The sequence below is a fragment of the Janibacter corallicola NBRC 107790 genome (genome assembly GCF_001570965.1).
GTDB classification, from domain to species: Bacteria; Actinomycetota; Actinomycetes; order Actinomycetales; family Dermatophilaceae; genus Janibacter; species Janibacter corallicola.
On record NZ_BCSR01000008.1, the window covers coordinates 85,588 to 97,063 of the forward strand.

An 11,476-nucleotide genomic window follows, 5' to 3' on the forward strand; every position below is an offset into this window, starting at 1 on the left:
GCCTCAGCGCAGGAAGGGCTTCGACCCGGCGGCGGGGTCGTCCTTGTGGAGGGTGATCTCCGCGTCCGAGTTCGCCTCGACGGTGTCGTAGGCCCGCCCCGAGAAGGGGTGTGAGGCCCACTCGATGAGCCGGACGTTGTCCACGGCCGTGCGCAGCACCCGCTGGCCACCGCCCGGGGGCTTCTGGCGCAGGAAGACCTGGGCATAGCTGGCCCCCACGGGCCGCTCCACGTCCAGCCGCACCGACTCGCAGTCCGAGGGCGACCAGGAGCCGTTCGGCAGGTCGATGGTCGAGACGTCCATGCTGCCGCCCCGGGTACTGGCGTACCAGTGGACCTCGAGACTGCTGCCGGGCTCGGCCCGTCGGACGTCGGCCAGCAGGCTGACCTGGTCCCCCACCGGGATCCGGTTGGAGTTGGCTGCGATGACGTCCTTCGTGCTCAGCGGGGACCGGGACACCTGCAGGCCGGTCGTCGACTCCGGCCACGAGGCCCGGCAGGCCCCCTCGTGGGTCAGCTCCGCGTACTTGCCGAGCATCCACAGCCGGCTCGTGCTCATGCCCTTGGCGGTGTTGCCGGTCCCGGACGGGACGTCCACCCGGCTCGTCCAGTCCGAGGGGGCCAGCGGCTCGAAGCTGCCCGTACCGAAGAGCAGGTCCTTGCCGAAGCGAAGCCCGCTCGCCGAGTTCGGGTCCGCCCACCAGCCCGGGGCCAGGTGCCGGGCCTTCCCGGCCTCCAGGCGTTGGGTCTTCTCGCGGCCCTCGTCGTCGTCCTGCAGGTACCTCACGGTCGAGCCGGGGCCGCTCAGGCGGGCCGCCCCGGAGGCGGTGCCCGTCGCGATCCGTGAGACCGCATCGGCATACAGCCCGGCGGCCGCGTGCGGACGGTAGTCCTCGAGCACGACCGGGTCGGCGGTCGCGGTGACCAGCTCCCCGTCCCGGACGTCGGCCCGCGCGATGTAGCTGGGGTAGGTCTGCCACAGCGTCTGGTCGAAGAGGAGATTCCCGGTCGTCTCGAGGAAGAGGTAGTCGTCCTCGGTGCTCATCCCGCCGATGACGTGCGGGTGCGAGGCGGCGACGATGTCGGCGCCGGACTCCCGGGCGAGGTCGGCCAGGCTGCGGATGGTCGAGACCTGCTGGCGCCGGTACTCGACGTCACCGTGCGGCATGAAGACGACGGTGTCGGCCCGCTCGTCCGCCTTCTCGATGACCTTCCTCAGCTGCTTCGGGTTGCAGAAGGCGGCGCCGGGCTTGGTGGCGGTGGCGACGTACGGAATCTTGTGCTGTCGGCCGTCGACGGTCGTGCACCCGATGTAGGCGACCGTCTGCCCCCTTCGCTCCACATAGGCCGGCTGCAGCGCCTCCTGCTGGTTCTTGCCGGCACCGAAGTGGATGATCCCTGCCTCGTCGAGGGCGTCCTGCGTGCTCTTGAGGCCCTTCTCGAAGGCATCCATCACATGGTTGTTGCCGAGGGAGACCACGTCGATGCCGCTGCGGCGCATCGCCTCGGCAAAGGAGACGTCGGTGGCCAGGGCGATGGTCTTGTCCTGACGGAAGCGGGCCGGACGGCGTTTCCTGGGGTCGAAGTAGGGCTTCTCCACCAGCGGGGTCTCGAGGTTGACCGTGCTCAGGTCGGCGTCCTCCAGGAGGGGCTTGACCCCTGCGAGCAGCGCGGCGTGGTCCTCGGCGCCCGAGGACTTGGTGAGCAGCGGGCCATGGTCCGGGGTCTTCTCGTAGTACCGGCGACCGGCCATGACGTCGCCGCCGAAACGCAGCGAGAGGGTGTCCTCCCGCTGCGAGCTGAGCTCGACGGTGCGCGAGTGCCCGGGCTCGAGCATGAGCGTGCGGGGCAGGTAGCCGTCCTTCTCCGCGGTGGCGAGCCCGGGACCGGCCACCTCCATGTCGAAGGTGCCGTTGGCGTTGCTCCGCGTGCTCTCCGAGCCCAGGGAGACCGTGGCACCGGGGACCGGCTTCCCCTCGGCGTTCGTGACGACTCCGCGCACGACGGTGGGGTCGGACTCCGCGTTCTCGGCCCGGCGCTGCTTGGTCGTGACCATCACCGCCAGGCCGAGGGCCAGGACGAGGACGGCCGCGACGAGGACCACGGCGTTGCGCAGGAGGAAGGGGGCGATGGACCGGTTGTTCACAGCAGACCTCCCGCCGTGGCCCCGGCAGCCACGAGGTTGGTGACGGCAAAGACGGCACTGGTGGTCATGGCCACGCCCCACAGGGTGTTGGCCCACCCCTGCCGCTCGGCGTCGTTGGCGACGAGAGCGGGGACCAGCAGGGGCGCGACGGTCAGACCCAGCCACGGGGAGTAGGCCATGTCGGTGGCCCACCGCAGGATCAGCTCCAGCCCCCACGCGACCAGTGCGCCGACCATGAGCATCGCGGAGAGCTTCCGACGCCCGAAGAGCATGAGCCGGGGCATGAGGATCTTCGTGACGAGGAACCAGGTGATCACCGCGACCCCGGCGACGAAGGCCACGTCGGCGAGCCGGGAGCTGACGAGCCCGAGGTAGGCACCGGTGATGAACCCTCCGGAGCGGATGCCGCGGTGCTGGAAGAGCAGGGTTCCGGCGATGACGCTGACGGCCACCGCGAGCAGCAGCAGCTCGGCGGGGAAGCCGATCTGGGAGGAGAGCTCGACGACCTTGCCCGTCGAGCCGGGCAACAGGCTGAAGATCGCCTCGAGCAGGAAGATCGCCGCTCCGAGGAGGGCGGTGGTCACGCCGGTCGCCAGGAGGGTGCGCTGCACGCCCTGCCGGCCCATGTCGTGGGCGATGATCCCGGGGACGAGGAAGCCGATCCCGGCGATGCCCGCCCACGTCGGGTCGATGTCGCCGAGGACCCCCGCCACGACCGTCGTGACGAGGATGAAGCCGAGGCCGATGAGCACCTCGAGCTCGAAGAGTCGTCGCCCGTAGATGATCCGGCGTTTGAGGACCATGCCGTGGACGATGACGTACGTCAGCGAGCCCGCGAGCAGCGTCACGACCACCGACAGCGGATTGATCAGGCCGATGGCGAGATACCCCGGGACGATGGCCCCGCCGGTGGTCAAGTGGAAACGCTCGTAGAAGAGCACGCTGATGACGACGCCGACGACGACGGCGATGCGCACGATCTCCGCGGAGATCCCGTAGTCCAGCTGGGTCACCGCTCGCCCTCCCCCTCGGACGGCGCGGCGGCGGTCCGGGTCGCCGCCCGGTGCAGTCGGGCCACGCCCCGCGGGGCGCGCTCCCGGTCGCGGGACTGGGCGACGTGGTCCCGGTACTCGGCGCCGGTGAGGTCCTGGAAGTGGCCGATGAGCAGTTCGGCCTGCTCGGTGTGGATGTTGACCATCCCGATGAGCACCCCTTCGTCGCCCTCGATGAGGCCGGCGATGCGCTCGAGGATCTCGGGGAGATCGGGCTGGACGGTCTCGCCCAGAGCGTGCAACCGCTCGGCAGGGAAGCCCCCGTCGAGGATGGCCCGGGTGACGGCCTCCTCGTAGGAGCCCATGGTGATGACCTCGTCCAGGTGCGGCTCGAGCTCGTGCGCGGTCAGCTCGGCGAAGAGCTCGGCCCGCCGCCCACGGTCTTGCCGGTTGTTGAGGATCCCGATGACGGTCGCGCCCTCGGGGAAGGCCGTGCGGTCCAGCTGCTCGATGGTCCGGACGACGCTCTCCTTGTCGTTCGCCGCGAAGAGCGGGACCCACAGGACCCGTTTGCCGAGGATCTCGTACCACTGCAGCCGTACGGCGCCGACGTCGGGAACGGCCTTCCACATCCCCGCGATGGCCGCGTCCCGGTGGATCCCGGCGAGGCGGGCCATCTCGAGGCCGATCGCGACGTTCTCCTTGTACTGGATGTAGTCGAAGCCGCGCATGTCCGCGTCCGTGACGCTCGCCGGGTCGGCATAGACCAGACGGCTGCCGCGGGCGTGGGCGTTGGCCCGCAGCCGCTCGCGCAGATGCTCCCGGTCCTCGGCGGTGATGAGGACGCCGTCCTCGGGGATGGTCCGGGAGAGCGAGTCCGCGATCTCCTCGAGGGTCTCCCCCATCTCCTCCTGGTGGTCCTCGCGCACGTTGGTGATGACCGTGACGTCGGAGCGCACGAGGAAGTCCTGGGAGTAGGTCTGGTTGATCGGCCGCACCGCCATGCACTCCATGACGAGGGCCTCGGTCGCCGTGGTGACGTGGTCGGCCACGATGTCGATCTGCTCGTTGATCGTCGGGGCGCCCCGGCGCTTGATCGGGGTCTCCACCCCGTCCGGGGCGATGATCCGCGCGGCGCTGCCGGTGGTCTTCGCGACGGTGACGTAGCCCCCTTCGCGCAGGACTCCGGCGACGAGGCGGGTCACGGTGGACTTGCCCCGGATGCCGTTGACGTGCACGCGCAGGTCGAGGCCGTTGAGGCGCTCGTTGTGCTCACGCGTGACCGCGTGCCAGTAGCCGAAGGTGGCCAGGCACGCGGCGAGGAGGAGCAGGAAGCCGACGAGCGAGGGCGTCACTGGTCCGCGCTCACGCTTCCGTCGAGCGCCATGCGCGCCTGGGCCATGAGCGACTCCGACGTGGAGGTCTCGTGGGCGAGCGCCAGGCCGGTCGCGATCCGGGCGACGTCGACCACGCGGCGCCGCTGCCCGGTCTGGCGGTCGGCGAAGGTGACGCCGGTGACCCGCTCGACGAGGGGGACGATGGTGCGCCACGCCTGATCGTCGGTGGCGCCGACGAGGATGGCCCCGATCTCGCTCTCGCTCATGGCGAAGGGGACGTCGTACTCCCCGACGCCGGCCTCCACGAGTCGGGCGATGGCCCGGTGGACGGCCACCCGGGACTGCGAGGAGACCTCCTCGTCGTCGATCTCGACGCGCACGAGCAGCATCGCCAGAGGCGTCTGCGAGCGCCGGCTGCGGGCGACCTCCTCGTCGAGCCGACCCCGAGCCTGGTCGAAGGCCAGCAGCCCGAGCGAGTTGTAGACGGCGGCGGTCGAACGGCCTGACTCCGAGTCCCAGCTCCGCGCCAGCCGACGCAGTCGTCCGCCGAGACTGCCCGCGAGCCAACCGAGGGCCACGAGCGCGATCGACTCGGAGACGACGAGCAGGATCGTCGCCGAGCTCCACTCGCCGATGACCATGCGGACCGCCACGAGGGCGGCCGCGCCGACGAGGCCGACAGCGAGGCCGATGAACGCATCGAAGCGGACCGCTGAGAGGCAGCAGGCGATGGCGATCGCGGCGCACGCGAGCGCGATGTCCGGTGAGTCGGCACCTGCCAGGACCCCGCAGCCGACGAGTGCCGCGGCGCAGGCGAGCAGGCGCACCGTCGTGTCAGTCCAGGCCGGTGTGGCTGTCATCGCGCCGGTCACTCCTTTCGTCGCTGCGTGTGGTGGCCTCCACCCAGATGCCGTGGCAGATGAGGAGGATGGACAGGACGAGCACGCCCACGATCCCCCGCACGGCCAGATCGAACCACACCGGATCCGCCATCAGTCGACCCCGAGCGGCCAGCGGGCCCGGACGATGGTCCGGTCCGGAGAGGATTCGGCCTCGTGGTCGGCCCCACGAAGGAGGATCCGGTCCCCGCGGATCTCGATGTGCGTGCCGCCGACGGGCGCCCCCTGGGAGCGGCCCAACCCGGCACTGACACGGGCGAGGTCCCCCGCCCGGACGAAGCCGGCGACCCGGATCTCCAGCTCGGCCTCGGATCGCTCGTCCTCGGCGTCATCGAGCCGGCGCAGCTCGACCGCGACCGACTCGACGCCGAACTGCCGACAGACGTGCTCGAGGAACTGCGAGAGCACGTCCCGGGTGGCGACCTCGCCGGTGATGACCGGGAGCTGCTGGTCCTGACCGGTCAGGCGCACCCGCTCACCCGCGATCCGGCGGGCGACGTCGTCGAGGACGCCGGCCACGAGCGCGGCGAGGTCGACGGTGCCGGCGATCGGCCCGACGATCCCGGCCCTGGCGCGCACGCCGTCCTGATGCCCGCGCATCGTCAGGAGACGGGAACGCACGGTCGAGGCGTGCCCGGCCAGCGCTGCGTCACCGCTCTCCTCGGCGCGCTGGATGAGGGGGACGAGGGCGCCGTCGAGGGCGCGAACCTCCTGGACGAGGGAGCGCACGTGCTGGCGCAGGCCCTCGCTGCCGGCGGCGGACTCCAGATCCGGGGTGGCGCCGACCATGGCGGCGAAGTCCTCCAACGAGTCCACGTCCGCGCTGGACCACGGGTGCAGCTCGACGTCGAGGGCGCCGACGTGCCCGACGAGGGCACCGGAGGCGGAGCGGATCGGCGCGGTCACGAGCGCGCACACGCCGTCCTGCGCGGCCTCGGACCCGGACAGGTCGTCGTGGCGCACGGACGCGGAGGTACTGCCCAGCAACTGCGAGATGGCGCGGGCGACGCGGTCAGGCCGGTCCGGCTCCCAGCCGGCCACCAGCTGTCCGCGGAAGTCGACGACGTCACCGAAGCTGACGAAGCCGACCGGCGCCCCGAGGATCCGTGCCGCCAGGGCGGCGACGGCACGACGAGCTGCCGGTGTCGCGACGGAGGGGGCGCGCTGTTCGGGTATCCGGGACCCGAGATTGGCGCTGGTCACGAAGGGCACTCCCCACATCTCGTGCGCCGGCGCTCCCCCAAGCGTCGGCCCGTAGTCGTCGATATTGCTGTCGTGGTCATGAGGAATCTACACCGTGGGCACCCCTCGGCCCGGCACCCACGGGTGCGGCGTGCCGGGCTGCGGGCGTGGGTCAGAGGCGGTGGGCAGCCCGCCAGTTGTTGGCGAAAAGGCCATGGCCGTCGATGATCGACGGGCCCATGACATCACCCATGGTCGGGCCGTTGACGGCGTCACGACTGGACATGAAGCGGTGCTTTCCCTGGCTGTCGACGCCCAGGTAGATCGCCGAGTGCTCCAGCCCGTCCTCGGCCGGGTGGGTGTCGAAGAAGAGGACATCACCGGGCAGGAACTTCTTGGTCACCGAGATCGGGGGCGGGCTGCCCTTGTCCTTGACGAGCGTCACACCGGGCGCGTACTTGTACATGCCGTTGACGGTGCGCTGGAGGCCGTCACCCTTGGTCTCGTTCTTGCCGAACATCGGGTAGCCGAGTCGGTACCCGTAGACGATGCGCAGGAAGCCCGAGCAGTCGAGGGAGTTGGCGTCCCGCTGCTCCGGCGGGTCGTGCTCCTTGTCCGGGTGGGAGACCGTGATCTCGAGGTAGTCGTTGAAGTCGCCGCCGACGTCGCGCAGTCCGCTGCCGTCGTCCTTCAGCGGCCCGAAGTCGGCGTCACCGGCGTAGCGCAGCCCGTTCTCGTCGTACTTGGACTCGGCACCCTGGAAGTACTGCGTACCGATCTCGAGAGCGTCCGGCGAGCGGTCGTTGACCGCCTCGGCGAACCACTCCTGGAACCAATCCTCCTCCTGGGCGCCCTTCTTGAAGGGCTTGGGCAGGACGCGGACGTACTTGTTGGTCACCACGCGCGCGTCGGTGTTGCGCGGCTCCTCGAGGGTGCGCTTCGGTCCGGTGAGCACCGCGGTGCGGGCCGTGTCGGTGAGGTGGGCGATGAGCTTGCCGGAGTCGTCGCGCACCACCGTCCCGGCGGGATTCTTGACGCGCTCGTAGGTGAGGCCCTCGAGCGAGACGTCGTTGACTTTCTTCGCCTGCGCGGTGGATTCGCTCTCGCCGGCACCGTCAGCTCGCAGGCTGTTCTGGGACAGCCCGAGCACGACCAGGGCGACCAGGCAGACGATGATGGCGACGGCAGGACCAACCTGTCGTCGAACGTTCATGGACCCTCCTCGAGACGGACCGATCCAGACTACAGGCGCTCGTCTCAGAGTCCGAAATGACACACCCTATCGACGAGGGCGGGCGAAGGGGGCCGGCAGCCACCCCGGATCGCCCGGGCACGCGCCTCTCAGGGGCCATGGGCCGGGCCCGACGGCATCCGTATGCTGGCCGTCGTGCCCATCCACAGCCAGTTTCACGACGCGGTGACAATCCTCACGATCGACCGCACCCGCCGACGCAACGCCCTCGACGAGGGGGCCCTCGAGGAGCTGCACGAGGCCGTCACCGGCGCCGTCGCGGAGGGCGCCCGGGCCATCGTCCTCACCGGCGCCGAGGGCCACTTCTGCGCCGGGGCCGACCTCACCGAGCTCGAGGACGTCTCCTTCACCCGGCGTCTGGCCGAGGTGCTCCGCCACCTGGCCGCGGTGCCCGTGACGACCGTCGCGGCGATCTCCGGGTCGTGCATGGGCCTCGGCATGCAGCTCGCGCTCGCCTGCGACGTCCGGGTCGTCGCCGAGGGGGCACGCTTCGCGGTCCCGGTGGCCAAGCTGGGGCTCATGGTCGACCGGTGGACCATCGACCGGCTGATCCGCCACTGGGGCGAAGGGGCCGCCCGCCACATGGCCCTCACCGCCGCTGTGCTCGACGCCGACGACGCCCACCGCTACGGCTTCACCCAGGTCCGCGGGGACCTCGACGCGGCGGTGGAGCTGGCCCGCCGGGCAGCAACCCTGGCACCGCTGACCCAGGCGGGTTCGAAGCTCGGCCTGGACGTCGGCACGGCCGCCGACCCCGCCTACGACGAGGCCTTCGCCCGCGCCTGGGCCAGCCGCGACCTCGCCGAGGGCCGACAGGCCTTCCGCGAGCGCCGCTCCCCCGTCTTCGAGGGGCGCTGACATGGCCGGCGCCGATGCCAGCGTCCGGACCGCAACCACCGCGGACGCCGAGATCGTGGGCCGGGTCCAGGCTCACGTGTGGCAGCAGGCCTACGACGGGGTGGTCCCGCCGCAGGTGCATGCCGCCTTCGCCCCGGAGGCCTTCGCCGCGTCCTGGCGGGAGTCGCTCGAAGCACCGCCGGAAGGGGTCCACCGCCTGCTCGTGGCCTGCGCGGGTGAGGACGTCGTCGGCTTCGCCGCGATCGGGCCGAGCCAAGACCCCGACACCGGCCAGGTCACCGGCGAGGTGACCGCCCTCGGGGTCGACCCACGGTCGCGCAGGCAGGGGCACGGCTCGCGGCTGCTCAACGCTGCGGTCGACACGCTCCGCGAGGCCGGCGCGGAGAGCGTGACCGCGTGGTGCCTCGTCGAGCACGAGGACCTGCGCGCCTTCCTCACCGCCGCCGGGATGCAGCCGGACGGCGCCTACCGCGACCGGGTGATCTCCCCCGACGGCGGGACCGCACGTGAGGTCCGGGTCGTCGCGGTGCTCACGACGGGCGACTCCGCCCGGGCATGACCTCGACGGACGTGGCTCCGCCCGCCGACCGTCAGAGCCCCAGCACGTGCTCCAGACCGACCGTGACCCCGGGGTGCTTGGCGACCTCGCGCACGCCGGTGAGGACCCCCGGCATGAAGGAGACCCTGTCGAAGGAGTCGTGCCGGATCGTGAGCATCTCCCCCTCGTTGCCGAGGAGCACCTCCTGGTGGGCGACGAGTCCGCGCAGCCGCACGGCGTGCACCGGGACGCCCCCGACCTGCGCGCCACGGGCGCCGTCCGGATCCTTGGTCGTCGCGTCCGGAACCTCGCCCAGACCGGCCTCGGAGCGGGAGGTGGAGATCAGCTCCGCGGTGCGCGTGGCCGTCCCGCTCGGGGCATCGACCTTGTTCGGGTGGTGCAGCTCGATGACCTCGACCGACTCGTAGAAGCGGGCCGCCTGCTTGGCGAACTGCATCATCAGCACCGCGCCGATCGCGAAGTTGGGCGCGATGAGCACCCCCACACCGGGGCTGGCCTCGACCTCACCGCGCAGCTGCTCGGCCCGCTCGTCGCTCCAGCCGGAGGTGCCGACCACGACGTGCACGCCCTGCTGCACGCAGTGGCGGATGTTCGCCTCGCTCGCCGCGAGGACGGTGAAGTCGATGGCCACGTCCGCGCCACCGAGGTCACCGAGGTCGTCCCCGTCGTCGAAACGCCCGACCAGCTCGAGGTCCTGCGCTCCCTCGACCGCCTCGCACGCGGTCGAACCCATGCGCCCCTTGGCGCCGATCACTGCCACCTTCGTCGTCATGGCACGAGCCTACGAGACGGTGTCCAACACTCCTCGTACCACTGTTGTTCACCTGCTGTTCACCTGACTGATAGAGTGGAAGGTGAACAGCGGATGAACAGGAGGTGTCCCCATGACGGTCACCACGATGAGGACTGCCCGCGAGACCCACTCCCCCCGGATGCGGTGCATCTGGGTCCCGGTCACGGGCGCGGACGGGCGAACCCACACGGAGATGCGCTGGGTCCCCGACGCACGGCCCGCCACCAGCCACCGCGACGCCGCCTGACCGACCGCGTCGACACGACGAAGGGCGACGCTCCCCCGATGGGGAGCGTCGCCCTTCGCGGTGGGTCCGGTGGTGTCAGAGGCGGCGCACCGCGCGGAAGTTGTTCGCGAACAGTCCGTTGCCGTCGAGGATCGACGGGCCGGCGACGTCACCCATGGTCGGTCCGTTGATGGTGTCGCGGCTGGACATGAAGCGGTGCTTGCCCCGGCTGTCCTTGCCCATGTAGAAGCCGGAGTGGTCCAGGCCGGGCTCACCGTCGGTCTCGAAGAAGACGATGTCGCCGGGCAGCATGTTCTTCGTCGCCTTGGCCAGGTCCGGCCGCTTCCCCGTGTCCTTGACGAGCAGCACGCCGGGCGCGTGGTCGACCATGCCCTGCACCTGTCGCTGCAGGCCATCGCCCTTGGTGTCGTTCTTGCCGAACATCGGGTAGCCCATCCGGTAGCCGAGCACGATCCGCAGGAAGCCGGAGCAGTCCAGGGCGTTGGCATCCTCCTTCTCCGGCGGGTCGTCCTGCTTGTCCGGGTGGGAGACGGTGATCCCCATGTAGTCGTTGTAGTCGCCGCCGACGTCGCGCAGCCCGCTGCCGTCATCCTTCATCGGCCCGAAGTCGGCGTCACCGGCGTAGCGGACCCCGTCCTCGTCCTTCTTGTCCGGAGCCCCCTGGAAGTACTGGGTGCCGATCTCGAGGGCTCCCGGCTTCTTGCTGCCCTTGTACTCGGCCAGCCACTTCGGGAACCACTTCTCCTTCTCACCGCCCTGCTTCCACTGGTGGGGGGCGACGCGGACCCAGGCATTCGTCGTGACCGTGGCGTCGGTCGTGTCCGGCTCGGCGAAGGTGTGCTTCGGGCCGTAGAAGACCGCGGTGCGGGCCTTGTCGGTGAGCCGGGCGACGACGTCACCGGACTCCTTGTCCACGACCTCGGTCCCCGCCGGGTTCGACACCCGCCGGAAGGTGTGCTCGTCCAGGACCTCGTCGGGGTCCTGCTGTCCCGGTGCGGCGGCCGGTGACTTCGCCGTCGGCTCCGCGCCGGTCCCGACCGACCTGACCAGGAACAGTGCCGCCAGGAGCAGCAGTGAGACGACGATCGCCACGATGGGCACGACTTGCTTGCGCAGCTGCATCCAGCCTCCATCCTCGTGCGCGTGCGGAAAGTCTATACAACACCCGGCGCGACGGCGGGGCCCCGACCACTTGCCGTGGTCGGGGCCCCG

12 protein-coding genes are annotated in these 11,476 nt (G+C 70.8%); 3 read left to right on the forward strand and 9 right to left on the reverse strand.

What is annotated here, in order from left to right; all coding sequences use genetic code 11:
- Nucleotides 1-3 precede the first annotated feature (3 nt).
- The 7 genes from JCO01S_RS05485 to JCO01S_RS05510 all read right to left on the reverse strand — a co-directional run bounded on the left by JCO01S_RS05485 (nt 4) and on the right by JCO01S_RS05510 (nt 7,768).
- A complete protein-coding gene (locus tag JCO01S_RS05485) occupies nt 4-2,145 on the reverse strand; it encodes a CapA family protein (protein ID WP_068251958.1) in 2,142 nt (713 codons plus the stop codon).
- Nucleotides 2,142-3,158 (reverse strand): poly-gamma-glutamate biosynthesis protein PgsC/CapC, encoded by a 1,017-nt coding sequence (locus JCO01S_RS05490; RefSeq protein ID WP_068251964.1) that lies wholly within the window; start codon nt 3,156-3,158, stop codon nt 2,142-2,144. The genes JCO01S_RS05485 and JCO01S_RS05490 overlap by 4 nt, the downstream gene beginning before the upstream one ends.
- Nucleotides 3,155-4,492, reverse strand: coding sequence for a poly-gamma-glutamate synthase PgsB (pgsB, locus tag JCO01S_RS15865; RefSeq protein ID WP_068251967.1), 1,338 nt, complete (start codon nt 4,490-4,492; stop codon nt 3,155-3,157). Before pgsB ends, JCO01S_RS05490 begins: the two co-directional genes overlap by 4 nt.
- Nucleotides 4,489-5,334 (reverse strand): hypothetical protein, encoded by an 846-nt coding sequence (locus tag JCO01S_RS15870; RefSeq protein ID WP_169796898.1) that lies wholly within the window; start codon nt 5,332-5,334, stop codon nt 4,489-4,491. Before JCO01S_RS15870 ends, pgsB begins: the two co-directional genes overlap by 4 nt.
- On the reverse strand, nt 5,309-5,467 hold the full coding sequence (locus JCO01S_RS15645) for a hypothetical protein (protein WP_157074489.1): 159 nt from the start codon (nt 5,465-5,467) through the stop codon (nt 5,309-5,311). The genes JCO01S_RS15870 and JCO01S_RS15645 overlap by 26 nt, the downstream gene beginning before the upstream one ends.
- The gene (locus JCO01S_RS05505; protein WP_157074490.1) at nt 5,467-6,576 is read right to left on the reverse strand and encodes a hypothetical protein; all 1,110 of its coding nucleotides are present in this window, start codon (nt 6,574-6,576) and stop codon (nt 5,467-5,469) included. The genes JCO01S_RS15645 and JCO01S_RS05505 overlap by 1 nt, the downstream gene beginning before the upstream one ends.
- 151 nt (nt 6,577-6,727) lie before the next feature.
- Entirely contained in the window at nt 6,728-7,768 is a 1,041-nt protein-coding gene (locus tag JCO01S_RS05510) for an NlpC/P60 family protein (protein WP_068251983.1), read from the reverse strand.
- A 174-nt stretch (nt 7,769-7,942) separates the two neighbouring features.
- On the opposite strand from JCO01S_RS05510, the gene JCO01S_RS05515 reads away from it, so the two are divergent.
- Both JCO01S_RS05515 and JCO01S_RS05520 read left to right on the forward strand, forming a co-directional pair.
- Nucleotides 7,943-8,665, forward strand: coding sequence for an enoyl-CoA hydratase-related protein (locus tag JCO01S_RS05515; protein ID WP_084342659.1), 723 nt, complete (start codon nt 7,943-7,945; stop codon nt 8,663-8,665).
- Nucleotide 8,666: 1 nt separating this feature from the next.
- Entirely contained in the window at nt 8,667-9,224 is a 558-nt protein-coding gene (locus tag JCO01S_RS05520; RefSeq protein WP_068251990.1) for a GNAT family N-acetyltransferase, read from the forward strand.
- 31 nt (nt 9,225-9,255) lie between these two features.
- Here JCO01S_RS05520 and dapB read toward each other — a convergent pair whose 3' ends face one another.
- Nucleotides 9,256-9,996, reverse strand: coding sequence for a 4-hydroxy-tetrahydrodipicolinate reductase (gene dapB, locus JCO01S_RS05525; protein WP_068251992.1), 741 nt, complete (start codon nt 9,994-9,996; stop codon nt 9,256-9,258).
- A gap of 112 nt (nt 9,997-10,108) precedes the next feature.
- Between dapB and JCO01S_RS15650 the strand changes: the two genes are divergently transcribed.
- Nucleotides 10,109-10,264 (forward strand): hypothetical protein, encoded by a 156-nt coding sequence (locus JCO01S_RS15650; protein WP_157074491.1) that lies wholly within the window; start codon nt 10,109-10,111, stop codon nt 10,262-10,264.
- Nucleotides 10,265-10,339: 75 nt separating this feature from the next.
- On the opposite strand, the gene JCO01S_RS05530 is transcribed toward JCO01S_RS15650, so the two are convergent.
- On the reverse strand, nt 10,340-11,386 hold the full coding sequence (locus JCO01S_RS05530) for an NlpC/P60 family protein (RefSeq protein WP_068251995.1): 1,047 nt from the start codon (nt 11,384-11,386) through the stop codon (nt 10,340-10,342).
- Nucleotides 11,387-11,476 lie beyond the last annotated feature (90 nt).

Bases quoted from the DNA above. Each gene is read 5' to 3' on its own strand.
- JCO01S_RS15870 (WP_169796898.1), bottom strand. From the start codon at position 5,334: ATGACAGCCACACCGGCCTGGACTGACACGACGGTGCGCCTGCTCGCC.
- JCO01S_RS15645 (WP_157074489.1), bottom strand. From the start codon at position 5,467: ATGGCGGATCCGGTGTGGTTCGATCTGGCCGTGCGGGGGATCGTGGGC.
- JCO01S_RS05510 (WP_068251983.1), bottom strand. From the start codon at position 7,768: ATGAACGTTCGACGACAGGTTGGTCCTGCCGTCGCCATCATCGTCTGC.
- JCO01S_RS05520 (WP_068251990.1), top strand. From the start codon at position 8,667: ATGGCCGGCGCCGATGCCAGCGTCCGGACCGCAACCACCGCGGACGCC.
- dapB (WP_068251992.1), bottom strand. From the start codon at position 9,996: ATGACGACGAAGGTGGCAGTGATCGGCGCCAAGGGGCGCATGGGTTCG.
- JCO01S_RS15650 (WP_157074491.1), top strand. From the start codon at position 10,109: ATGACGGTCACCACGATGAGGACTGCCCGCGAGACCCACTCCCCCCGG.
- JCO01S_RS05530 (WP_068251995.1), bottom strand. From the start codon at position 11,386: ATGCAGCTGCGCAAGCAAGTCGTGCCCATCGTGGCGATCGTCGTCTCA.